Source organism: Arminella tubonensis (assembly GCF_003240585.1).
Taxonomy (GTDB): Bacteria; Pseudomonadota; Alphaproteobacteria; order Rhizobiales; family Rhizobiaceae; genus Rhizobium; species Rhizobium tubonense.
Map to the genome: position 1 here is coordinate 243,972 of NZ_PCDP01000035.1, position 22,116 is coordinate 266,087.

At 59.6% G+C, this 22,116-nt stretch carries 26 protein-coding genes; 16 read left to right on the top strand and 10 right to left on the bottom strand.

Translation table 11 applies throughout. The annotated features are described in order from the left end of the window. The first annotated feature begins 4 nt into the window (after positions 1 to 4). Positions 5 to 1,051 carry a glycosyltransferase family 4 protein gene (locus tag CPY51_RS12795; RefSeq protein ID WP_195909525.1) on the top strand — a complete coding sequence of 349 codons (1,047 nt, stop codon included), beginning with the start codon at positions 5 to 7 and terminating at the stop codon, positions 1,049 to 1,051. Positions 1,052 to 1,065: 14 nt separating this feature from the next. Here the strand turns inward: CPY51_RS12795 and CPY51_RS12800 are convergent, their stop codons facing one another. From CPY51_RS12800 to CPY51_RS12810, 3 genes are read right to left on the bottom strand one after another with little or no spacing between them, the layout of a single operon-like run. Then, positions 1,066 to 1,983 carry a glycosyltransferase family 92 protein gene (locus tag CPY51_RS12800; protein ID WP_111160597.1) on the bottom strand — a complete coding sequence of 306 codons (918 nt, stop codon included), beginning with the start codon at positions 1,981 to 1,983 and terminating at the stop codon, positions 1,066 to 1,068. Between the two features lie 8 nt (positions 1,984 to 1,991). Continuing rightward, positions 1,992 to 2,900 (bottom strand): glycosyl transferase, encoded by a 909-nt coding sequence (locus CPY51_RS12805; RefSeq protein ID WP_111160598.1) that lies wholly within the window; start codon positions 2,898 to 2,900, stop codon positions 1,992 to 1,994. Positions 2,901 to 2,937: 37 nt separating this feature from the next. After that, positions 2,938 to 3,405 carry an Lrp/AsnC family transcriptional regulator gene (locus tag CPY51_RS12810; RefSeq protein ID WP_111160976.1) on the bottom strand — a complete coding sequence of 156 codons (468 nt, stop codon included), beginning with the start codon at positions 3,403 to 3,405 and terminating at the stop codon, positions 2,938 to 2,940. Between the two features lie 240 nt (positions 3,406 to 3,645). Here CPY51_RS12810 and trxB point away from each other — a divergent pair, with 240 nt between their 5' ends. The 6 genes from trxB (at position 3,646) to CPY51_RS12840 (ending at position 9,461) form a co-directional block, all read left to right on the top strand. Then, positions 3,646 to 4,620: a thioredoxin-disulfide reductase gene (gene trxB / locus CPY51_RS12815; protein ID WP_111160599.1), complete on the top strand. Its 975-nt coding sequence runs from the start codon at positions 3,646 to 3,648 to the stop codon at positions 4,618 to 4,620. Between the two features lie 22 nt (positions 4,621 to 4,642). Then, a complete protein-coding gene (locus CPY51_RS12820; protein ID WP_111160600.1) occupies positions 4,643 to 5,539 on the top strand; it encodes a LysR family transcriptional regulator VtlR in 897 nt (298 codons plus the stop codon). A gap of 564 nt (positions 5,540 to 6,103) precedes the next feature. Then, positions 6,104 to 6,397, top strand: a complete 294-nt coding sequence (locus CPY51_RS12825) for an ArsR/SmtB family transcription factor (RefSeq protein WP_111160601.1) — start codon at positions 6,104 to 6,106, stop codon at positions 6,395 to 6,397. A gap of 1 nt (position 6,398) precedes the next feature. Beyond that, positions 6,399 to 7,613 (top strand): MFS transporter, encoded by a 1,215-nt coding sequence (locus CPY51_RS12830; RefSeq protein ID WP_111160602.1) that lies wholly within the window; start codon positions 6,399 to 6,401, stop codon positions 7,611 to 7,613. After that, positions 7,610 to 8,731 (top strand): alkene reductase, encoded by a 1,122-nt coding sequence (locus CPY51_RS12835; RefSeq protein ID WP_111160603.1) that lies wholly within the window; start codon positions 7,610 to 7,612, stop codon positions 8,729 to 8,731. The genes CPY51_RS12830 and CPY51_RS12835 overlap by 4 nt, the downstream gene beginning before the upstream one ends. Before the next feature lie 349 nt (positions 8,732 to 9,080). Beyond that, complete coding sequence (locus CPY51_RS12840; RefSeq protein WP_111160604.1) at positions 9,081 to 9,461, top strand: COG4315 family predicted lipoprotein; 381 nt, start codon at positions 9,081 to 9,083, stop codon at positions 9,459 to 9,461. An 88-nt stretch (positions 9,462 to 9,549) separates the two neighbouring features. Here CPY51_RS12840 and CPY51_RS12845 read toward each other — a convergent pair whose 3' ends face one another. Then, positions 9,550 to 10,515, bottom strand: a complete 966-nt coding sequence (locus CPY51_RS12845) for an SDR family oxidoreductase (RefSeq protein ID WP_244598643.1) — start codon at positions 10,513 to 10,515, stop codon at positions 9,550 to 9,552. A gap of 91 nt (positions 10,516 to 10,606) precedes the next feature. Here CPY51_RS12845 and CPY51_RS12850 point away from each other — a divergent pair, with 91 nt between their 5' ends. Beyond that, positions 10,607 to 11,488 carry a LysR family transcriptional regulator gene (locus CPY51_RS12850; RefSeq protein ID WP_195909514.1) on the top strand — a complete coding sequence of 294 codons (882 nt, stop codon included), beginning with the start codon at positions 10,607 to 10,609 and terminating at the stop codon, positions 11,486 to 11,488. A 32-nt stretch (positions 11,489 to 11,520) separates the two neighbouring features. On the opposite strand, the gene CPY51_RS12855 is transcribed toward CPY51_RS12850, so the two are convergent. After that, entirely contained in the window at positions 11,521 to 11,802 is a 282-nt protein-coding gene (locus tag CPY51_RS12855) for a DUF2188 domain-containing protein (protein ID WP_111160607.1), read from the bottom strand. A gap of 246 nt (positions 11,803 to 12,048) precedes the next feature. Here CPY51_RS12855 and CPY51_RS12860 point away from each other — a divergent pair, with 246 nt between their 5' ends. After that, on the top strand, positions 12,049 to 13,146 hold the full coding sequence (locus tag CPY51_RS12860; protein ID WP_111160608.1) for a calcium:cation antiporter: 1,098 nt from the start codon (positions 12,049 to 12,051) through the stop codon (positions 13,144 to 13,146). Positions 13,147 to 13,214: 68 nt separating this feature from the next. On the opposite strand, the gene CPY51_RS12865 is transcribed toward CPY51_RS12860, so the two are convergent. From CPY51_RS12865 to CPY51_RS12875, 3 genes are all read right to left on the bottom strand, one after another. Beyond that, positions 13,215 to 13,607, bottom strand: a complete 393-nt coding sequence (locus CPY51_RS12865) for a type II toxin-antitoxin system VapC family toxin (RefSeq protein WP_111160609.1) — start codon at positions 13,605 to 13,607, stop codon at positions 13,215 to 13,217. A gap of 2 nt (positions 13,608 to 13,609) precedes the next feature. After that, on the bottom strand, positions 13,610 to 13,870 hold the full coding sequence (locus CPY51_RS12870) for a type II toxin-antitoxin system Phd/YefM family antitoxin (RefSeq protein ID WP_111160977.1): 261 nt from the start codon (positions 13,868 to 13,870) through the stop codon (positions 13,610 to 13,612). Between the two features lie 99 nt (positions 13,871 to 13,969). After that, entirely contained in the window at positions 13,970 to 15,172 is a 1,203-nt protein-coding gene (locus CPY51_RS12875; protein ID WP_111160610.1) for a pyridoxal phosphate-dependent aminotransferase, read from the bottom strand. Between CPY51_RS12875 and CPY51_RS12880 the strand changes: the two genes are divergently transcribed. The 5 genes from CPY51_RS12880 (at position 15,171) to CPY51_RS12900 (ending at position 18,893) form a co-directional block, all read left to right on the top strand. Next, positions 15,171 to 15,401: a hypothetical protein gene (locus tag CPY51_RS12880; protein WP_111160611.1), complete on the top strand. Its 231-nt coding sequence runs from the start codon at positions 15,171 to 15,173 to the stop codon at positions 15,399 to 15,401. The genes CPY51_RS12875 and CPY51_RS12880 overlap by 2 nt on opposite strands. 55 nt (positions 15,402 to 15,456) lie before the next feature. After that, positions 15,457 to 16,611: a PQQ-dependent sugar dehydrogenase gene (locus CPY51_RS12885; RefSeq protein ID WP_420820692.1), complete on the top strand. Its 1,155-nt coding sequence runs from the start codon at positions 15,457 to 15,459 to the stop codon at positions 16,609 to 16,611. 108 nt (positions 16,612 to 16,719) lie between these two features. Further along, entirely contained in the window at positions 16,720 to 17,610 is an 891-nt protein-coding gene (locus CPY51_RS12890) for a DMT family transporter (RefSeq protein ID WP_111160612.1), read from the top strand. Between the two features lie 494 nt (positions 17,611 to 18,104). After that, positions 18,105 to 18,320, top strand: coding sequence for a cold-shock protein (locus CPY51_RS12895; RefSeq protein ID WP_111160613.1), 216 nt, complete (start codon positions 18,105 to 18,107; stop codon positions 18,318 to 18,320). A 144-nt stretch (positions 18,321 to 18,464) separates the two neighbouring features. Further along, positions 18,465 to 18,893 (top strand): BA14K family protein, encoded by a 429-nt coding sequence (locus tag CPY51_RS12900; protein ID WP_111160979.1) that lies wholly within the window; start codon positions 18,465 to 18,467, stop codon positions 18,891 to 18,893. 61 nt (positions 18,894 to 18,954) lie between these two features. Here the strand turns inward: CPY51_RS12900 and CPY51_RS12905 are convergent, their stop codons facing one another. Then, positions 18,955 to 19,593 carry an MBL fold metallo-hydrolase gene (locus CPY51_RS12905; protein WP_111160980.1) on the bottom strand — a complete coding sequence of 213 codons (639 nt, stop codon included), beginning with the start codon at positions 19,591 to 19,593 and terminating at the stop codon, positions 18,955 to 18,957. Positions 19,594 to 19,908: 315 nt separating this feature from the next. Between CPY51_RS12905 and CPY51_RS12910 the strand changes: the two genes are divergently transcribed. Together CPY51_RS12910 and CPY51_RS12915 are read left to right on the top strand one after the other, a co-directional pair. Beyond that, entirely contained in the window at positions 19,909 to 20,538 is a 630-nt protein-coding gene (locus tag CPY51_RS12910) for a DUF1236 domain-containing protein (RefSeq protein WP_111160614.1), read from the top strand. Between the two features lie 212 nt (positions 20,539 to 20,750). Then, positions 20,751 to 21,017, top strand: a complete 267-nt coding sequence (locus tag CPY51_RS12915; protein WP_111160615.1) for a hypothetical protein — start codon at positions 20,751 to 20,753, stop codon at positions 21,015 to 21,017. Between the two features lie 60 nt (positions 21,018 to 21,077). Here CPY51_RS12915 and CPY51_RS12920 read toward each other — a convergent pair whose 3' ends face one another. Continuing rightward, positions 21,078 to 21,971 carry a branched-chain amino acid aminotransferase gene (locus tag CPY51_RS12920; protein WP_111160616.1) on the bottom strand — a complete coding sequence of 298 codons (894 nt, stop codon included), beginning with the start codon at positions 21,969 to 21,971 and terminating at the stop codon, positions 21,078 to 21,080. Positions 21,972 to 22,116: the final 145 nt, after the last annotated feature.

Here is a 22,116-nt window from a genome sequence, read left to right on the forward strand (position 1 = left end):
GCATCTGAGTGATATCAGCGAAATCGAGATCGTCGCGCCGAACTTCAAGCGCCGCCTTTCCGGCGTGACGTCGACGATCGTGCAGCTGATCCCGAAACAGATCGAGCTGGGCTGTCATATCGTCACGCTAGGCCCCGGCTTGCCTGCGCATTTGCCGAAGCTCGGTTGGGCGCGGCTGCCGGGCCTGTGGACACGACCGCGCAGACATCGTGTCCGGGTGTGGCATGCCAGGCGAAACAACGAGATGCTGTTCGGCCTGCTGCTGAGAGCAGTCCTGCGCATGCCGCTGAAATTGTTGTTCACATCGGCGGCGCAGCGCAAGCATTCCGCCTATACCCGCTGGCTGATCCGCCGCATGGACGCGGTGATCGCCACAAGCGCCGGTTCCGGCGCGTTCCTGAAGGTGCCGCACACCGTCATTCAGCACGGCATCGACCTCAAGCTCTTCCACCCCCCCGAAGTGCCCGACGACCGCATGGCCGCAACCGGCCTTCCCGGCCGGTATCTCGTCGGCTGCTTTGGCCGCGTTCGCCACCAGAAGGGCACGGACCTCTTCGTCAAGGCAATGATCGAGCTGCTGCCGCAATATCCCGAGTGGACCGCGGTCGTCTGCGGCCGAGTGACTTCAGAACACCGAGCCTTTGCCGACGAGCTGGTAAAGGCCGTCGCAGCAGCCGGTCTCTCCGATCGCATCCGGTTTCTCGGCGAAGTCGACGACATCCGTCCCTGGTATCGCCGGGCGACGCTCTATGTCGCCCCCTCCCGCAACGAGGGCTTCGGCCTGACGCCTCTCGAAGCGATGGCCTCGCGGACAGCCGTCGTGGCCTCTACCGCCGGAGCCTACTCCGAGATGATCGTACCAGGCGAAACCGGCGCGATCGTGCCGGCGGGTGACTGCGACGCTCTGACGAAGGCCATTGCCACCTATCTTGCCGATCCGGAAGAGACCGTGCGCCAGGGCGAAAACGCCGTTCGCCACGTCCGCAGCAACTTCGCGCTGGAAAAGGAAGCCACCGCGATCAGCGACATCTATCGGCTGTTGCTCGCCTGACGCCCTGAACCGGCCTACCCCCCAAGATCGATCTTGTTATGCTCGACGAAATCGATCATGGCTCGATCCTCGATTACATCAGCCTCTATGTGCTTGACGACGTTGAGCACCTTGTCCCGGTAATAGGTGGTCGATTTGTCGTAGGACCAGCCCCTCGCCACTTTCGCCATCAGCTCCTCGGTCGATTTGCTGTAGTAGTGGTTGAGCTGGAGGAAGTCGTTCGAATAGAACGCCGCTGATTTCCGCGCCTTTCGCGAAAAGCGCTTGCCGGCGTCGTTTGCGGTCAGATCGCCGAATTGCCGGGTCTTGAACTGATGAACCGTCACCTCGGTCACTTCGCAAGGATCGACGATGCACTTGAAGTTGCGCACGTCGTCCTCGTCCGTCATCGGATCGGCTCCGCGCAACGTATAGTTCAACACCAGGGGCCCATCGGGACGCCTGAGGTGACCGCTGGTTCCGAACATATGCCACGGGAGCGAGACGTTCGGGAAATCGCCGACCGTCCCCAACGCCTCCTCAACCGTCCGGCCCCTCTTCGGAAGCAGGAACTCGTCGACGTCGATAAACGCCATCCATCTGTAATGGCCGCCGAAATTCAGGATGGCATGGGCAAAGACGATCACCTGGCCGTTCATCGGCGTATCCGTGGATGCATCCACCATCAGCCCGGCCCATGGAATGATCGTCAGCGCGTCAGGCCCGAGCAAGCCGCTGAGGACGGCGCAAGTGCCGTCCGTCGAGCCGTTGTCGTAGATATAGAAATGACGAATGCCGACCGCCCGGTGGAAGCGCACCCATTCCTCGATGTAGCTTGCCTCGTTCTTCACGCAGGCGACGATGGCGATCCCGTGGCGTCCAGGCTCCGGCTTTGGTGGCGCTATCGCAATCCGTTTCGCGGCGGTGACACTCTTCTTCGAAAACCAGCCCATGACATTCCTTATGGGGACGGCAATGCCGATCCGTCATCCTTCAAAACCGCGAACCTGCCGTCATACCCAAAACCGTGGTCCACCAGGATCGAAACCGGGGAAAAGTTCATAACCTCGACATTGTGTTCCCCAGCGGTCTTTTTCGCCAAAACCAGGTGGGCGACAATTCGCTTCTCGGCACCGGCGATACCCGAGAATGCCGTCTGCTTGCCTGTCTCGTAAAATCTGGGCTGATCAGCATTGGAGATGTCTATCCCGAACAGCCCGATGGTTCGCGGCCGGCAGTAGAGTGCAAACTGCAGCACCGATACGGCGACCGATCCGCCTTGCACAACGCCGCGATCCGGCAACAGGGATATCGCCGCCGAACGATCCTCGTTAAGCACCACGAAATCAAAACGGGCGATCATATCGATCGAGCGCCGCCGTTCCCCATAGGGCTTCCTGATATAGTCGATCAGCACGACCTTCTTGTCTCTGAGCCATCGACGATCATGCTCGCAGATTGCTCTCAGAACCGCGACCGAAAGCAGGCAGACCGTATCGGCCGCGACCTTCTCCTTCACGAGATCGAAGTGCCGCCAGATGAAGCGTTCATCTTCTATGGCGATCGCCAGCGGCATGGCGATCTGTTCGCCGATAAGGGTGATCGCACCATTCAGGAGGATGGCACTCCCCTCTTCAAGCCGGCTCAGATCGCAATTTCTGACCGAAGGGCCGGAACCGACGATGTAGACGTTTTCGGGGGACCGTTCGCGCAGAAGGTCCGCACCTGAAAGCGTGACGACCTTCTCGCCGCGATAACGAACGTCGCGCGCACCGGTCGTCGTGTCCAGATCGATCCTGAGGCCGGGAAACCAGTCCTGGACATGGGCGCGCGGACTGCCAAGAAGCAGCAGCGCACCGCTCTTTATCATCGAGCGATGCCACGGGCGGTCCGACCTGGCCACGCGCTTAGAGCTCCACCAGGCCAAGCTTCTTCACCTGGCGAATGGTGAGCATGGTCCGGACCGTGTCGACGTGCTCGTTCGCGGTGAGAACTTCGATGACGAAGTCCTGGAAGCTGGTCAGGTTTTCCGCGACGCAGTGCAGAAGGAAGTCGCTGTCGCCCGACACCATCCATGCCTGGCGGACAAGTTGCCATTGTGCGGTCGCGGCGGCGAAGGCCTTCAGATTGGCCTCGGACTGATGCTTCAGCCCGACCATGCAGAAGGCAACGAGATCGAGGCCAAGCTTGGGGCTGTTCAGCATCGCGTGGTAGCCCTCGATGATGCCTGCATCCTCGAGTTTGCGCACCCTCCTGAGGCAGGGCGGCGCGGAGATGCCGACCCGGTCGGCAAGCTCGACATTGGTCATGCGCCCATCGCCCTGAAGCTCACGCAAGATCTTGATGTCGATGGCGTCGAGTTCAGCCCTGAGCACGAATTGGCCTTTCTTTAATTCCATCGCGGCAGTTTCTATATAAAGCGGCGCGATACGCAAGAATGTTTCTCAGAAGCAACCGAATATTACATTGGGCACGATTTGCCCTGTTAGTAACGCAAGGCTGCCCTTGAATAAATGCATACGGCAATCATAAATGGTACTGCGGATCGCGAAACCGCCTGATTGCCCGCTTAGGCGCCGTGTTTCCCGAAGCGCTCTCATCGAAAGGACGTCTCCATGCCTGCCCGCCATACCAAGGTGCTCATCATCGGTTCAGGACCCGCCGGCTACACCGCCGCTGTCTATGCCGCGCGCGCCATGCTGAAACCGGTCCTCATTGCCGGCCTCGAACAGGGCGGACAGTTGATGATCACCACCGATGTCGAAAATTATCCGGGTTTTGCAGATCCTATCCAGGGTCCCTGGCTGATGGAGCAGATGCTGCAGCAGGCGACCCATGTTGGCGCCGAGATCGTCAACGATCTCGTGACCGAGGTCGACGTCAACCAGCGGCCATTTGTGGTCCGCACCGACAGCGGCACCGTCTGGACAGCCGACACGCTGATCATCTCCACCGGAGCCAAGGCCAAATGGCTCGGCATCGAAAGCGAGCATCAGTTCCAGGGCTTCGGCGTCTCCGCCTGCGCGACCTGCGACGGCTTCTTCTATCGCAACAAGGACGTGATCGTGGTTGGCGGTGGCAACAGCGCCGTCGAGGAAGCGCTCTATCTCTCGAATATCGCGAAAACGGTAACCGTCGTGCATCGTCGCGACTTCTTCCGCGCCGAGAAAATCCTGCAGGAACGCCTCTTCGCCAAGGCAAACGTCAAGCTGCTCTGGAACACTGAAATCGCCGAGATCACCGGCACGCCCGCCAAGCCGCCGATGCCGCCGTCGGTGTCAGGCGTGCGCCTGCGCGACACGCGCACCGGTGTCATCACCGACATGCCGATCGACGGCGTCTTCGTAGCCATTGGCCATGCGCCGGCGACCGAACTTTTCAAGGGCAAGCTGAAGCTCAAGGACAACGGCTACCTCTGGACCGCACCGGACTCGACCGCGACGAGCCTCGAAGGCGTGTATGCCGCAGGCGACGTCACTGATGACACCTTCCGCCAGGCGATCACGGCAGCCGGCATGGGCTGCATGGCAGCACTTGAAGCAGAACGATATTTGACGGGCGCCATGCCTGTCGCCGTAGCGGCGGAGTGATCCGCCGATGAGGGGGAGCGGAATGCCATTGGATTGGGACAAGCTGCGAATTTTCCACGCAGCTGCGGAGGCAGGCTCCTTCACGCATGCGGCCGACAAGCTGCATCTGTCCCAGTCCGCTATCAGCCGCCAGGTCAGCGCGCTGGAGCAGGACGTCGGCATCAAGCTCTTCCACCGCCATGCCCGCGGCCTGATCCTGACCGAACAGGGCGAGCTTCTCTACCGCACCGCCCATGACGTGCTGCTGAAGCTCGAAACCGTCAAGATGCAGCTCACCGAGACGACGGAAAAGCCGAGTGGCAAGCTGCGCGTCACGACCACGGTCGGTCTCGGCCAGGGCTGGCTCACCGACAAGATCCAGGAATTCCTGCAGCTCTATCCTGATATGCAGATCCAGCTGATCCTCGACAACGAGGAGCTGGACGTGAACATGCGCCACGCCGACTGTGCCATTCGCCTGCGCCAGCCGCAGCAATCGGACCTTATCCAGCGCAAGCTCTTCACCGTGCACATGCACGTCTACGCCGCGCCCTCCTACATCAATCGCTATGGAGAGCCGCAGTCCGTCGAGGATCTGGATGATCACCGCATCATCAGCTTCGGCGAGCCGGCGCCGATGTATCTGCTCGACGTCAACTGGCTGGAGGTCGCCGGACGGTCGTCCGACAACAAGCGTCCGCCGCATCTGCAGATCAACAGTCAGACCTCGATCAAACGGGCCTGCCTGCTCGGAATAGGCATTGCGGTGCTGCCGGATTATATCGTTGGTCGAGATCCTGGGCTCATTCAACTTGCGATCAATGCAGATGTGCCCTCGTTCGACACGTATTTCTGCTATCCCGATGAGATGAAGAATGCTGCAAAGCTTAAGGTTTTCAGGGACTTCGTCGTCGCCAAGGCCCGCAACTGGAATTTCTGAATAAGTTTAGCTGCAGACGAAATATCCGCTCATGCATAACGCGCATGGCAGATATGCACAATAGTGAGTTGCCGAATGCACATTTAAACACCATATCGCACTCAGCTGATGCACATGGTGGCTTTTCCTCCCAGTTCCACCGCAGCAGCTGTTCCCCTCTGGAGGTTATTTAACCTTCATACCTATAAGGGCCTCGGACTTTCCGGTGGCCCTTTTTTTTGTCTTTTTTCCTGTTTTAGCGTCGACTGCACAAACGCATAGCTGCCCTGCACAAAAAACTATTGCGCACTGCACAATTTAACACCATCTTGAGTACAGCTGATGCACATGGTGGCTTTTCCTCCCAGTTCCACCGCAGCAGCTGTTCCCCTCTGGAGGTTTTTGACCTTCATACCTTAAAGGGCCCTGGCTTACGCCGGTGGCCCTCTTTTTTTGCTTTCCTGCTTAAAGTTTAATCATCCTCATCCGCAGCTATGCTCACGGAGACGTGAACTCGGCCAGCTTGATATATCGATAAAAGACGATACATAAATCGTCATCAATCAATATTCGAAAGCTTGCTTCATGGACCGGGATGAAATCCTGAAGGCGCTTGCCCACCCAAAACGCATCGAAATCCTCAACTGGCTGAAGAAGCCGGAGGAGCATTTCGCCGATCAGGATCATCCGCTGGAGATGGGTGTCTGCGCCGGTCAGTTCGAACGGTGCGGCCTGTCGCAATCCACTGTCTCCGCCCATCTCGGCACTCTGCACCGCGCAGGCTTGGTAACGACGAAACGCGTCGGCCAATGGGTCTTCTACAAACGCAACGAAGAACTCATCGCCGAGTTTTGCGCTAGCCTGAAACAGGAACTCTGATATGCCCCTCGCCCTCCTTGTGCTTGCGCTAAGCTCATTCGCGATCGGCACCACCGAGTTCGTCATCATGGGGTTGCTGCCCGACGTGGCAAGCGATCTCGCGGTGACTATCCCTCAGGCCGGCTGGCTGGTGACGGGCTATGCGCTGGCAGTTGCCATCGGCGCACCGATCATGGCGATCTCGACCGCGCACCTGCGCCGTCGTTCGGCGCTGATCATGCTCATGGCCTTCTTCATTCTCGGCAACCTGCTCTGCGCCATCGCCCCCGGCTATTGGGTCCTGATGATCGCTCGCATCGTGACAGCACTTTGCCACGGTGCCTTCTTCGGCATCGGCTCGGTGGTCGCCGCCGGCCTGGTTGCCGAGGACCGCAAGGCTCGCGCTGTCGCATTGATGTTTACGGGCCTGACGCTTGCCAACGTCCTCGGCGTTCCGCTCGGCACCGCCATCGGCCAGGCATTCGGCTGGCGCGCGCCGTTCTGGGCTGTCACCGTCCTTGGCATCGCCTCGATAACGGGCCTGATGCTCGTCCTTCCGAAACACGAGGAAGTTCGCCAGGGCAATCTCCGGCGCGAAATCTCCGCGCTGCGCGGCACCGGCCTCTGGCTCGCGCTGCTGACGACAGTATTCTTCTCGGCCGCAATGTTCGCGCTGTTCACCTATATCGCACCGCTCCTGCGCGACATAACAGGCGTCTCTCCGCACGGCGTTACCTGGACCCTCTTCCTGATCGGCATCGGCCTGACGATCGGTAACCTGGTGGGCGGCAAGCTTGCCGATTGGCGGCTCGGCACGACCCTTGCCGGCGTGTTTGCAGCCATCGCCCTGACATCGGCAATCTTCAGCGTCACAAGCCAGTATTTCATCCCGGCAGAGATTACCCTGTTCGTTTGGGCGACCGTCGCGTTTGCGGCAGTCCCTGCCCTGCAGATCGCCGTCGTTCGCTTCGGCAAGGAAGCCCCGAACCTCGTCTCGACGATCAATATCGGCGCCTTCAACACCGGCAACGCGCTTGGCGCCTGGGTTGGCGGCGCGGTGCTCGATGCCGGCTTCTCGCTGACCCGCGTTCCCCTGGCCGGCGCCGCTATGGCCGTCCTTGGCCTCGCAACCGTGACCCTCACTTTCGCATCCACCAGGAGCCGCGCCCGCAGTGCTGGCCTCGCCCTCGCCGAAATTCCTCTCAACCTCCCAACAGCTACAAAGGACTGCCTATGATCAAGCTCTTCGAACCGACAAAGCTCGGCGACATCGCCATCGCCAATCGTGTTGTCATGGCGCCGCTGACGCGCAACCGCTCGCCGGGCGCTGTTCCGAATGAGATCACCGCCACCTATTACAAGCAGCGCGCCAGCGCCGGCCTGATCATATCGGAGGCGACAGCGATCTCCCACCAGGGACAAGGCTATGCCGATGTGCCCGGTCTCTATACGAAGGAAGCACTCGACGGCTGGAAGAAAGTAACCGACGGCGTGCATTCGCAAGGCGGCAAGATCGTCGTGCAGATGTGGCATGTCGGCCGCATCTCGCATAACAGCCTGCAGCCAAACGGCGGCAAGCCGGTTTCCTCGACCTCAAGGATCGCCGGGGCCAAGACCTTCCTCGTCAGGGACGACGGGACCGGCGAATACGTGCCGACCTCGGAGCCTCGCGCGCTCGACCTATCCGAGATCCCCGGCATCGTTGAAGACTATCGCAAGGCTGCCCGCGCCGCGATCGACGCCGGCTTCGATGGCGTCGAAGTCCACGCAGCCAACGGCTACCTGATCGACCAGTTCCTGCGCTCGGGCACCAACGACCGCACCGACGAGTACGGCGGCTCGATAGAGAACCGTGCCCGCTTTTTGTTCGAAGTGATGGACGTCATTGTCAAGGAAATCGGCGCAGGCCGCACCGGCATCCGCCTCTCCCCGGTGACGCCGTCAGGCGATAGCACCGACCCGCAACCGCAGCCGCTCTTTACCTATGTCGTCGAGGGGTTGGCCAGGTACGGCCTCTCCTACATCCACATCGTCGAAGGCGAGACGGGCGGGGCCCGCGACTTCCGGCAGGGCGACAAGCCCTTCGACTACGACGCCCTGCATGCCGCCTACAAGGCTGCCGGCGGCAAGGCAGGCTGGATGGTCAACAACGGCTACAACAGGCAGATGGCCATCGATGCGATTGACAGCGGCAAGGCCGACGTCGTCGCCTTCGGAAAGCCGTTCATCTCCAATCCGGATCTGGTCGAGCGCCTGAAGTTGAACGCGCCGCTGAATGCGCTGGACACTTCCAAAATCTACGGCAAAGGAGGCATCGGTTACACCGACTATCCCACGCTCGAAAAGGTAGCGTAACCGGGCATATGCAAGCTGCAGCGCCATCAACGCTTAGCTATATTTCAATTTATACGCACATATTTTAAAGCAAACTGATTTGAACGAGTGGCGAAAGTCACTCGTTCTTTTTCGTCGAAGACTCTCGAAAATAGGGGAAATCGCTTACTTCACGAGAGAATTTGGCGGTTCTGCGAAGATAGTAGATTTCTGGGCTGCTCGCCAAACCGCTTCCCACAGCCAGGGCAGTGCGATCCTGCTCTTCATAAAACGAATTTCCACAACCTGATGGAACAATTATTAAAACTTTGCATTGTGTGTATTGCCGACCATGATGGTACGGTTTATAACAATTTAAAGGAGTATTTTTATGAGAATAATCTCTTTTGGTGTCGCGACGCTCCTCCTCAGCACGGTCGGCGCCTTCGCAATGGATCCTGTACTGGAAACCGTTGTCAATGGTGCCAAGATCTATACCGACCCGAAGGGCATGACGCTCTACACCTATGACAAAGACGGCGTCGGCGCGACCACCTGCTACGGTCAATGCTCCACTACCTGGATACCATTTGCAGCTCCTGCGGGTACCGTGACTGGCGGCGACGAGTGGACTTTGGTTGATCGCACGGACGGAACCAAGATGTGGGCTCATCATGGCAAGCCGCTCTACACATACCTTGACGACAAGAAGCGTGGCGACACGTTGGGCGAAGGCAAGAGCCCGGACTGGCACGTCGCCACGCCGGACTGAGCCGCCTAGCCCGTCGGCGGCGCCCTCCTCCCGGTGCCGCCGACAGCCTCTTAAGAAACGCTGCGTCTCGGCAACTTTCTAGTTGAGATTAGAGGCAGCCGATCGATGCAAGCGTCGTGCGTACCGCTTCGTCGATCGGTGTCCGGGGCTCGGAGCCCAGCGCCGCGACCAACCTGTCGTTTCGCATCCGCAGCGGTTCCTTCCAGAGATACAGCATCTCGCGAAGCTCCCGCATAAGGGTGACGAACGGCGCTGCAAGCGGCAGCATCCACCAGGGGAAGCTCCGGATCTTAACCCTGCGACCGACAGCACGCTCGATGGCGCCAATCATCTGCCGGCCGTTGGCATCCCAGAAGCCCTCCATATGATAGACGCCGAATGCGGGCAACTCGTCGCCCTTTTCGACAAGACGGATCATCGTTTCGGCCACGTCTGGAATGTAGGCCCACTGATGCCCAAGCCCGCCCGTTCCAGGATACATCACCGATCTGACTGGCTTGCCTGCCTTGACCAAACCCTGGCCGAACCAGTTGTTGGCTGCATCCGGCCCGAAGTAGTCCCCAGCGCGGACGATGATGACGGGAATTCCATTCTTCGAGGCGCGCTCCAGGCGCCGCTCCATTTCCACCCGGATGGCGCCCTTCTTCGTGACCGCCTTCTGCGGGCTGTCCTCCGTCAGGATCGGAAATGCGTCCGGACCGAAATTATAGACGTTGCCCGGCACGACGATGCGGGCACCGACGGCATGGGCTGCCGCGATCGTGTTGTCCAGCATCGGCAACACCAGTTCACCCCAGTTCTTGTAGCCGGGAGGGTTGACCGCGTGGACGATCAGGCTGACGCCCTGCGCCGCCTTGAGCACGTCGCGGCCCTCCATCGCGTCGCCCTCTACCCACTCGTAGTCGGGAAGCAGCTGAGAGGCCTTTGCCACATCGCGGTTCAAAGCCCTGACATGCCAGCCACGCGCGGCAAGACCGCGGGCGACCGCTCCGCCAATGCCGCCGGTGGCACCGAGAACGAGGGCTATGTTTCTGCTGTCTGTGTGTTCGCTCATCGTCATCTCCATTCATTCGATGAAATGACAATGCCTGGGGAATGAGATAAACGAAATTGCGTAAAAATGTGCAGCTGATATACAAATACGTATGATAGAACCAAGCTGGGATTTCTACCGGACCTTCCTGGCCGTGCTGCAGCATGGCTCGCTGTCGGCCGCGGCGCGCGAACTCGGCTTGACCCAGCCGACCGTCGGCCGTCATGTCGATGCGCTCGAACAGGCAATCGGCGCCGAACTCTTCACCCGGTCGCAACTCGGCCTGCTGCCGACCGAAGCCGCGCTCGACCTTCGACCCTATGCCGAGACCCTCGCCGCAACCTCCGCAGCGCTGCTACGCGCCGCGTCGGGTCAACGCGACAATATCTCTGGAACGGTACGCATCAGTGCCAGCGAGGTGATCGGCATCGAAGTTCTTCCTCCGATGCTCGCCAAGCTGCAGCGGTCTTATCCGGACCTGACGATCGAACTCTCCGCCTCAGACGCGGTGGAGGACCTTCTGCAGCGCGAAGCCGACATCGCCGTGCGTATGACCGATCCATCGCAGGACGCCCTCGTCGTCCGCCGCATCGGCATCATCCCGCTCGGCTTCTTCGCCCATCGTCACTATCTGGAAGGGCGCGACAGTCCGGAGCGCATTGCCGACCTTGCCCACCACCGCCTGATCGGCTTCGACCGCCAGAGCGCCTATATCCGTACGATGATGAAGCGCTATCCTGTCCTCGACTCGGCGCGGTTTGCCTTCAAGGCCGACAGCGGACCGGCGCAACTCGCAGCCCTGCGCGCCGGTATTGGTATAGGCTTGTGCCAGATACCTCTCGGCGGGCGGAACACGGACCTCGTTCGGCTGCTGCCGGAGTTCGAATTGCCCCTGGGCACCTGGGTGGCGATGCATGAGAACCTGAAATCATCGCCGCGTTGCCGCGTCACCTTCGACGCTCTGGTGGCCGGGCTGCTGGATTACATTGCGTAGACGGTAGACGACCCTGTTAAAGCGCCTGTCAACTAGGCTTCCGGCGACGCCTCCGCCGGCCGCTTCATCCAGCGACCGTCGATCACCTCGGTTTCCGGGCGATCGCCGCCATCGGTATATTCCTCGTGCCAGCGTCCGTGCTCGTCCTGGTAGCTGATCTCGGCGGACTCGCCACCAACCTGCTGTTCTGCAGCAACGATGCGGGCGGCCTGCAACGCATCCGAATGGGTAGGAAAGGCTTCCGAATAGACATCCGCCAGCTTGTAAGCCCAGCCACCGTCGTGCGGAACGACTTCGTAAGTAACCTTGACCATGCAGATGTCTCCCAATTCTTCTTCTGAGCGCCTGAGAGCGCCCGTACGTTCCGGATTGCATCTCGTTCCATCAGTGGCGTCCGGGAGGCTGCTTCTGATATCCGCAGCATCTATCCCGCAGCGCGATTTGGGGGAGTATTCCACCAAAAGGACCCGACTGCAAATTTTTGCTAGGTCCCGGCGCGCTTGATGTGAGAAATCATTGTCTTAGATTGCGAAGCTGAATCGAGATCGGAGCTGGGGACTGTGGGGACATCGACCATTCTGAAGGAGGAAAGATTTCTCCTTGTCGCACTTGCCATCGCGGTCGTCGCTTATTTCAGCGAGCATGCGATCCTGGAGATGGGTAGAGGTGCCGCGATCATCGCGGCTGTTGCGCTCATAGCGACAATCGTTCTCGCGTCCGTTCGCGTCGCCCATCATGCGGAAGTCCTTGCCGCCAAGGTCGGCGATCCCTACGGCACCATGATCCTGACGCTTTCGGCCGTCGCCGTTGAAGTGATCATCCTCGCCATCCTCATGAGTGGCGAAAGCTCGCCGACGCTGGTCCGGGACACGATCTATTCGGCCGTCATGCTCGACATCAACGGCATCCTTGGGCTGGCAGCACTCCTCGGCGGCCTCAAGCATGGAGAACAGTCCTACAACGACGATAGCGGCAAGACCTATGGCGTGATGATCCTGACCGCCATGGGCATCTCGATGATCGTCCCGGAGTTCATACCCGACGCCAAATGGCACTATTATTCGGCCTTCACCATCTGCGCGATGATCGCGCTCTATGCCCTGTTCCTGCGCATGCAGGTCGGCCAGCACAGCTACTTCTTCAGCTACAGCTACCCCCGCACTGAAAAGAAGAAGGAGAGCGAGCAGGAAGGCGAGACGGATGAATCGACATCGATTTCGATCGCCACCATTCTCGTCGGCGTCGTAATCATCGGCGCGCTGGCCGAGTTCATGGCCGCTTTCATGAACGTCGGACTGAAGGACAGCGGCGCACCGCCCGCCATCGCTGCTATCGTCGTCGCGGCAATCTCGGCGGCTCCGGAAATCCTGACCGCCCTGCGCGCGGCACTCAGAAACCGCATGCAGGCAACCGTCAACATCGCAATGGGCGCCTCGCTCTCGACCGTCATCCTCACCGTCCCCGTCATGGAGGCGATCGCCCTCTACACCGGCCAGCCGTTCGTCATGGCGATGTCGCCGGTCCAGACGGTAATGGTCATCATCACCCTGATCGCCGCCGCCATCAACCTCAACGACGGCGAGACCAACGCCATCGAAGGCATGACCCATTTCATCCTCTTCGCCACGTTCATCATGCTGACGGGACTGGGGCTTTGAGAGGGATATCAATGGGATAGTGGTTGAGGCGGAATCAGGTCGGGAGATTATTGAATCTCTACGCGAGGTTATACCCCTGGCCTCCAGGCAAGCCGATGATCGGTCAGCGCTCTATCGACTGTCACAAGCAGCATGGCTTCGATGTGGCATTGGGCGAGCAGTAGCCTATCGAAAGGATCGAGGGTGATCGGAACCGGATCGACGGCGATCAGTACGTGCGGAACGTCGATAGCAATAATATTCAACCCGGTCGAAAGTAGAAAACTTGGGATAGCCTCAACAGGCAAACTCGGAGACAGCTTACCCAGTCGCGTCTTGATTGCGATTTCCCAGAGACTAGCTACGCTCACGTAACCGGTAACCCCCGCGTTTTGGAGCATTTGGCTGATATTGGGAAACCGCCGGGCAGTACTTCCGTCGACCACGGCTAGGACTATGTGGGTGTCGAGTAGAAGCCTCATGCTTATGGCAAGGGATTCAAAAGGAAGTCTTCAGGCAATGGATCGTCGAAATCATCGGCGATGTACATCTCCGTCCTCTTGATACCTTTTGCACGCAGATAAGCCTCGCCTGCTTCCAGGTCCAAGCCCCCGCGCTTCTTGTGAGGAACCAGATCCAGTACCGGGCGACCATTCCTGGTGACGACGATAACCTCCCCCTCCTCGACTTCTCGGGCAAGCTCTGTCAGCCGGTTCTTTGCGTCTCGGATCGATACGGTTTTCATGCCGTAAATGTAGCCACATGCAGCTACATCGTCAACAAGTCGCAAAATAAGAAAGCCCGCCATCGCTGGCGGGCTCTTGGTCATGACAATGCGCAGGGCTTAGCTGCAGGCGTTGCAGAAGCGCTGGATACGGCGGCAAGCTTCTTCGAGCAGATCTTCCGAAGTAGCGTAGGAGATCCGGAAGTTCGGGCCAAGGCCGAATGCGGAGCCGTGGACGACGGCGACGCCTTCCGATTCCAGCAGTTCCGACACGAAGTCCTCGTCGTTCTCGATGACCTTGCCCGACGGTGAGGTCTTGCCGATCAGGCCGGCGCAGGATGGGTAGACGTAGAACGCCCCTTCCGGCACCGGGCAGGAAATGCCCTTCGCCTGGTTCAGCATCGAAACCACGAGATCGCGGCGGCCTTCGAAGATCTTCTTGTTCGCCGGAATGAAATCCTGCGGACCGTTCAGAGCTTCTACCGCTGCCCATTGCGAGATCGACGCAGCGCCCGAGGTCTGCTGGCCCTGGATCATGTCCATCGCTTTGATGAGCTGCAGCGGACCTGCCGCATAGCCGATACGCCAGCCGGTCATCGCATAGGCCTTCGAGACGCCGTTCATGGTGAGCGTGCGATCATAGAGCGCCGGCTCGACTTCGACAGGCGTGACGAACTTGAAGTCGCCATAGGTCAGATGTTCGTACATGTCGTCGGTCAGCACCCAGACATGCGGATGCTTCATCAGCACATCGGTCAGGGCCTTCAATTCGGTATGGGTATAGGCAGCGCCAGACGGGTTCGACGGCGAGTTGAAGATGAACCACTTGGTTTTCGCAGTGATCGCCTTGTCGAGATCAGCGGCGGTCAGCTTGAAATTGTTCTCCTGCGTCGCCGAAACGAACACCGGCGTGCCGCCGCAAAGCGCCACCATCTCCGGGTAGGAAACCCAGTACGGTGCCGGGATCACGACTTCATCGCCCGCATTCATCGTTGCCATGAAGGCGTTGAAAAGAATCTGCTTTCCGCCAGTACCGACAATCGTCTGCTCCATGGCGTATTCGAGACCGTTCTCGCGCTTGAACTTCGCGACGATCGCCTTGCGCAGTTCCGGGATACCGGAGACCGGCGTGTACTTCGTTTCGCCGCGGTTGATCGCGTCGATCGCAGCCTGCTTGATATTGTCGGGCGTATCGAAATCCGGCTCACCGGCGCCAAGGCCGATCACGTCACGTCCTTTTGCTTTCAGTTCGCGCGCTTTCTGGGAAACGGCGATGGTGGCAGAAGGGTTAACACGGGAAAGAGCGTCGGCAAGAAAGGCCATGGTGATCGGTCCTATTCGATTGAAAACAGCAGAAACACTAATGGACCGCATGTCATCGGACCAGATTTCCGCGGTAAGGTCTATGTCGAATGTGGGGCCGGGTTTCAAGCGCAAAGGCGTCACAGTGACGTTATTTCTGATCGTCGGCGTACCGCAGGTGCTATCGATGCTAAAAACCGTGGCGCGGACATTCGCACAAATGCGTTACCCCTGCGTCGACCCGGCTTGAACCGCCGCCGCTCTCCCCCACGTTGCCATAAGGTTGTCGGCAAGGAGACAGGGTCTTGAACAGCACGCGGATCACAAAAATCGTGGCGTTGATATCGACGGCGTTGACCGTCGCGGCACCGGTCGCGTCGACCGCTGCGACGAAGATCATCAAGACCCGGCAGGTCACCGTCAAGGTCGAGACCATTGCCGCTCGGCTCGAGCATCCGTGGGCCGTCGAGGTCCTGCCAGACGGTGCCTATCTTGTCACCGAGCGGCCCGGCAGGATGAGGATCATTCGTGACGGCAAGCTCGCAGATCCGATCGAGGGCCTGCCCGATATCGCCGCCCGCGGCCAGGGTGGGCTTCTTGATGTCGCCCTGGATCCAAAATTCGCCGAAAACCGGACTATCTATTTTACCGCATCGGTGGCCGGCCCCGGCGGCATCGGGACGGCCGCGTTCAGGGCCAGGCTATCGAGCGACGAAACGCGGATCGCCGACGTCAAGCGCATCTTCCTGATGAACCACCTTTCCCCAGGCGGCCTGCAATTCGGCTCGCGCATCGCCATAGCCAGGGACGGCAGCCTGTTCATCAGCCTCGGAGATCGCGGCGAGATGGATAGGGCACAGGATTTCAGGGATGACGCCGGCTCTATCGTTCATATCAATGCCGACGGCAGCATTCCTGCCGACAACCCGTTCAAGGATGGCGCGAAAGCGCTGCCGGAGATCTGGTCCAAGGGCCACCGCAATCCCGAAGGCATCACCTTCGATAGTGCCGACGGCAAGCTCTACACCGTCGAGCACGGCGCAATGGGCGGCGACGAGATCAATCATCCCGAAGCGGGCAAGAACTACGGCTGGCCGGTCATCACCTACGGCCGGGACTATTCCGGCACCAAGATCGGTGTTGGAACGGCGAAAAAAGGAATGGAGCAGCCCCTCTTCTATTGGGACCCGTCGATCGCGCCAGGTGGGCTCGCCATCTACCACGGCAAGATGTTTCCGGAATGGGACGGCGATTTCCTGGTCGCTGCCCTGAAATTCAAGCTGCTCTCCCGCCTCGACCGTGACAAGAGCGGCAAGATCGTCGAGCGCGAGCGGATGTTCGCCGGCGATTTCGGCCGGCTGCGTGATGTAGTGGTCGCGCCCGACGGCGCGTTGCTCATAACCACGGATGCCGACGACGGCGCATTGCTGCGGATATCGCGGGCAGCGGACACGAACTGAATTGGCGCGTCGCGGCCGTTTGCATATCCGTTGCGCACCCTTGCCCGGAAGAAACACAACTGCTAACCGTCGCGCCTTCTGCAACCATTCCTGATTTAAAGGCTGGAAATGACGCGCATTCAGGCGAATCTGGTTCTGTTGCTTGCAGCCGCCATCTGGGGCGGTGGCTTTGTCGCGCAGTCGACGGCTATGCATGCAATCGGTCCGTTCTGGTTCATCGGATTGCGTTTTGCCGTTGCCACCGTCGTCGTGCTTCCCTTCGTCTGGCTGGAGGGCCGCAAGGCGGCAGTACCCCTCACGCGCAGGAATACGTTGTCGTTCCTGTTCATCGGCCTGGCGTTGTTCGGCGGCGCAGCCACGCAGCAGGTCGGCCTGCAGACGACAACCGTCACCAATTCCAGCTTCATCACCGGGCTCTATGTCGTCTTCGTGCCGATGATCGCGGTGGTCTTCCTGCGCCGCCCGCCGCACTGGGTCATCTGGCCGGCGGCCCTCATGGCGTTGACGGGCATCTACCTGCTCTCGGGCGGCTCCTTCTCGCGCCTCACGGTCGGGGATCTTCTAACCGTCGTCTGCGCAATCTTTTGGGCCATCCAGATCACGCTTGCCGGAACGGCGGTCCGCGAGACCGGTCGGCCGCTTGCGATTTCCGCCACGCAATTCGCGGTGACCGCAGCCGCAGGCCTTGCCGTTGCCGTCGTCGCCGAACCGATCAGCTTCGAGGCGATCGGCAGTGCGATATGGGAAATCCTCTATGTCGGCATTTTCTCCTCGGGCCTCGCCTTCGCCCTGCAGGTGATCGGCCAGCGCTACACGACCTCCTCGCAGGCGGCGATCTTCCTCTCCTCCGAGGCTCTGTTCGGCGCCTCGCTTGGCGCTCTCATTCTCGGCGAAACGGTTTCTCCGCTCGGCTACGTCGGATGCGCACTGATGTTCGCGGCGATGCTGGTCGTCGAACTGGTGCCGGAAATGATCCGCCGACGGGCTCTCTCCGCCTGAAATCCTGACGCGAGTGCCGCATCTGACAATTCCATCAGCACGATATGATTTTCTCGAATCACCAAAAACCGCCGCTTGAATGCCTTCGTTTGGCAAAATTTCGCGGCAGTTATATCGCCGACGATGCAAAACGGGCGACTATCCGGCATGATGTAGAAAAAATTTGGCGAACCGCCCTTGACTTCCTTTCGAGGAAGTCCGCTCGCCGTGAAACGTTAAAAAACTTTTGCTTGCCAATTCCCGTTAAACCCAGCACTCTCAAGGGTGTTCGGGCATTTTACGAGCATGGGAAGTCCTTATAAAAATGCGCGCCGGAGACGCCAATACTCCGGTCAGCCTGATATGAAAACGATGCGCGATATCGATTTTGTTATCATGGCCGAGGTAGAGGGACCCTTTCCTCAGACTGCGAGAACTGCCTGCAAGCGCCCGCAAGGGTAAGACAGTGATACCGCCCGTACGGACGGCGGGCGGAGAGAAAAGGGACTTGACGCATGGCCGAGACTGGCATTGTGAAATTCTTCAATACCGACAAGGGCTTCGGTTTTATAAAGCCCGACCGGGGCGGCGCCGACATCTTCGTACATATTTCCGCGGTGCAGGCCTCAGGCCTCTCGGGCCTTTCCGAAAACCAGAAAGTCAGCTTCGACACCGAGCCGGATCGCCGCGGCAAGGGACCGAAGGCCGTCAACCTTCAGGTTTCCGGCTGACGCATCTGGACGTCGATAGCAGTCTTGAGGCCCGGTCGGGACGCCGGGTCTTCTCATTCAGCCTGTATTCACCTTGCCGCCGTTAGATTGGCACAATCGAAGCGCATGAAACGGCTCTTCTCGCTTCTCTGCAAGGACAGGACAATGAATAGTTTCGGCAAATCCATTATAATCTCTGCAGCCGCTTTGGCGATGACATTTGCATCCCTCTCGACGGCATCAGCTGACGACGGCTGGCATCACCACCACAACAATGACGGCTGGGCTATCGGCGCGGCAGGCCTCGCGACCGGCCTGATCGTCGGCTCGGCCATTGCCAGGCAGCCACGCTACGTCGAGCCCGGCCCCTACTACGACGAAGATGTTCCGCCGCCCCCGCCCCCGTACTATGCTCCCCGCCGCGTTTATGTCCAACCGCGCGAAGCTTACTATCCCGGTCCGGTCGCAGTCGGCCTTCGTCCCTGGTCTCCGCAGTGGATGCGCTATTGCTACGACCGTTACGGCAGCTTTGACGCCCGCACCGGTACCTTTGTCGGCTACGACGGCGCTCGCCACTTCTGCGTCGCCAACTGACTAGACCTTGACGAAGATAGCTAGGACGCCGCTCTCGGAGCGGCGTCTTGCGTTTAAGGCATCATATGCCGCGAAGGAACGGGTTGGTCCGCCGCTCCTCGCCGATCTGACCACCCGGTCCATGTCCGCAGATGAAACCGACGTTGTCCCCGAGCGGAAGCACCTTGTCGCGGATCGAATCCAGCAATTGCTTGTGATTGCCACCTGGAAGATCGGTACGGCCGATCGAGCCGTGGAACAATACGTCGCCGAGATGGGCGAACCCCTGCTCCCTGTTGAAGAAGATCACGTGGCCCGGCGAGTGCCCGGGGCAGTGAAACACCTCGAATTCGTGCACTCCGAACGAGACCTTGTCGCCATCGTTCAAGAACCTGTCCGGCGTGACGTTACGCACGCCTGATATGTTGAAAGCCTTGCCCCTGTCTTCGATCACCTGCAGCAGCGGCAGATCGTCCTCATGGGGTCCGATGATCTCGAGGCCGAGGGCTTCCTTGACCTCCTTGGCGCCTCCCGCGTGGTCGATATGCCCGTGAGTCAGCCAGATCGCCTTCAGCGTCAGGCCGTTCTCACGCACCGTCTCCAGGATGAGCTCCACATCGCCGCCGGGATCGACGACAACACCTTCCTTGGTGTCCGGATCGAACAGGATCGTGCAATTCTGCTGGAAGGGTGTCACCGGGATGATGCCGGCCTGGAGCATGCCCATAAGCGCCTCTTGGGTTGAGATACCAGCCTTCCGTATAGCTCCAAACACGCCGAAGTGCAGCCCCTTTGCCCTGAAAACAACGGAAAGACGGAGCCCCCGCAAAGCACATCCTTGCCTTGTGGTCTGGCGCCGTCTCGACAATATCCGAAAAAAGGTACTCCGGAGAAAATTGTGTATTTCCTATAATTTTCAATAGTTTGAATACCGATTCTCACCTTTTGCAAACTGGCACGCTCCTCAATTTCGGAACATCCAGGGAAACCGCACGTTGTCGAACCATCAAGAGATCGTCAACAAAGGAGAAATCCGATGAGCTTGAAGAGAAATATATTGCTGGCGGGCGTCATCCTCGCCTCAAGCGCCGGACTGGCTCAAGCCGAGATGTCGGCCACCACGATCTCCGACATTGATGTACGCAGTGGCCCCGGCACGCAGTACCCGTCTGTCGGCACTGCAACGCGCGGCTCAGAGGCTGTCCTCGACGGATGTGTCGCCGGCAGCCGGTGGTGCCGCATCGACGTCAACGGGATGCGCGGCTGGGTTTATGCGCAGTATCTGAGCGTCGAGCAGAACGGCGGCCCCGTGATTGTCGAGCAGCACAGCACGGACCTCGGCGTTCCTGTTGTCACCTATCAGCAGACGGACGACCTGAGCACTGGCAGAGTCCAGCCGCAAGCCCAGCCCGGCCCTGACGACGAGCTTATCGGCCCGGCGGACAACCAGGATGCGGTAACACCGCCACGGACGGTCCGCGCCTATATCGAAGAAAACCCTGTCGACGCGGTTCGTCTCAACGGACGCGTCGCAGTCGGCACGGAACTGCCGCGCGACATCGCCGTCAACGCCATCCCGGACTATCAATACAGCTACGTCCGAATCAACGGCCAGCCGGTTCTGGTCGATCCCGGCACCCACCTGGTGGTGTATGTCTACAACTGACAACAGCGAAAGGCGGCCCAGGTGGCCGCCTTTTTTACGCGAATTGCAGTTTCGCACACCTCATTTCTCTCGTGTCGGTTGCCTTTCTATCCCTTTGTACAATTGCATGATAAACTCCGCTCTCATGAAGGGTGGTTGCCCTTCATCGTCTAGGACGGAGACGTGACATTGGGATCCGGACCGATGGGGGCCGGAGGATAGAGGGGACTAGCATGGAATCTTTGATGCCAATCATCACTCAGCTGATCGCGGGCGCGGTCGGCGGGAACCTCACGAGTGCCGTGCTGAAGCAGGAGGCGATCAACGTTGTCGCCCGAACCATCGCCGGTGCGATCGGCGGTGTCGGCGGCGGCATTCTGCTCACTCTGGTCGGCGGCGAAGCTGGCTTGACCGGCCTTGTCGCCCAGGGCGTCGGCGCACTGATCGGTGGTGGCGTGCTCTCCGGCATCGTCGGTGCCGTCATGAACCGCGCCAAGTAATATCGACCTTTCGAAAGCCGGGAAGCGCAATGCCCGCCCGGCTTTCGATCAGCGTTTGAGCTATTCAGCGGCGACGGCCGCTGCCGGATGGACTTCCTTCACGTAGTCGTTCATCAGCGTTTCCGAGATGGTTGCCGGCGTGAACCTGTAGGGTCCGATTTCGGAAACTGGGGTCACTTCCGCAGCCGAGCCCGTGAGGAAGCATTCGCTGAAGCTCGGCAATTCTTCCGGCATGATCGCCCGCTCGACCACCTCGATGCCGCGGCGTCTTGCCAGCTCGATGACCGTCTGCCGGGTAATGCCGTTCAGGAAGCAATCCGGCGTCGGCGTGTGGATGACGCCATCCTTGACGAAGAAGATGTTGGCACCCGTCGCTTCGGCCACCTGTCCACGATAATCGAGCATCATCGCATCCGCATAGCCCTTGGCCTCCGCCGCATGCTTCGAAATGGTGCAGATCATGTAAAGCCCTGCAGCCTTCGAGGCGCAAGGTGCGGTGCGCGGATCGGGGCGGCGATATTCGGCGATATCGAGCCTTATCCCCTTCAGCTTTTCGGCCGGGTTGAAATAGCTGCCCCATTGCCAGATGGCGATTGCCACGTTGATGCGGTTGGATTGCGCCGAGACACCCATCATCTCGCTGCCACGCCAGGCAATCGGGCGTACATAGGCCTCGGAAAAACCCTGGCGCTTCAAGAGTTCGATGGTCGCCTTGTCGAGCTCTTCGACGCTGTAGGGGATCTTGAAGCCGAGGATGTCAGCCGAGTTATGCAGGCGTCTGTTGTGTTCGGTCAGCTTGAAGACCTTGCCGCCATAGGCGCGCTCCCCCTCGAAGACAGCACTGGCATAATGAAGTCCGTGGGTGAGCACATGGATCTTGGCATCCTTCCAGGCAACGAACTCGCCGTTGAACCAGATTTCGCCATCCAGTTGGTCAAAAGGAACTGATGCCATTCGTCTATCCTCCGGCGCCCATACGCCAAGCCTGTTGATTGTTGCTCCGAATACACTTTATCCAGTGACGCAACTGGCAGAAAGTGTGTTCTGTTGGAGTTTTGCGGAGCCCGGCCTAGTCTGCCCGACAAGGCCCATATCGTCC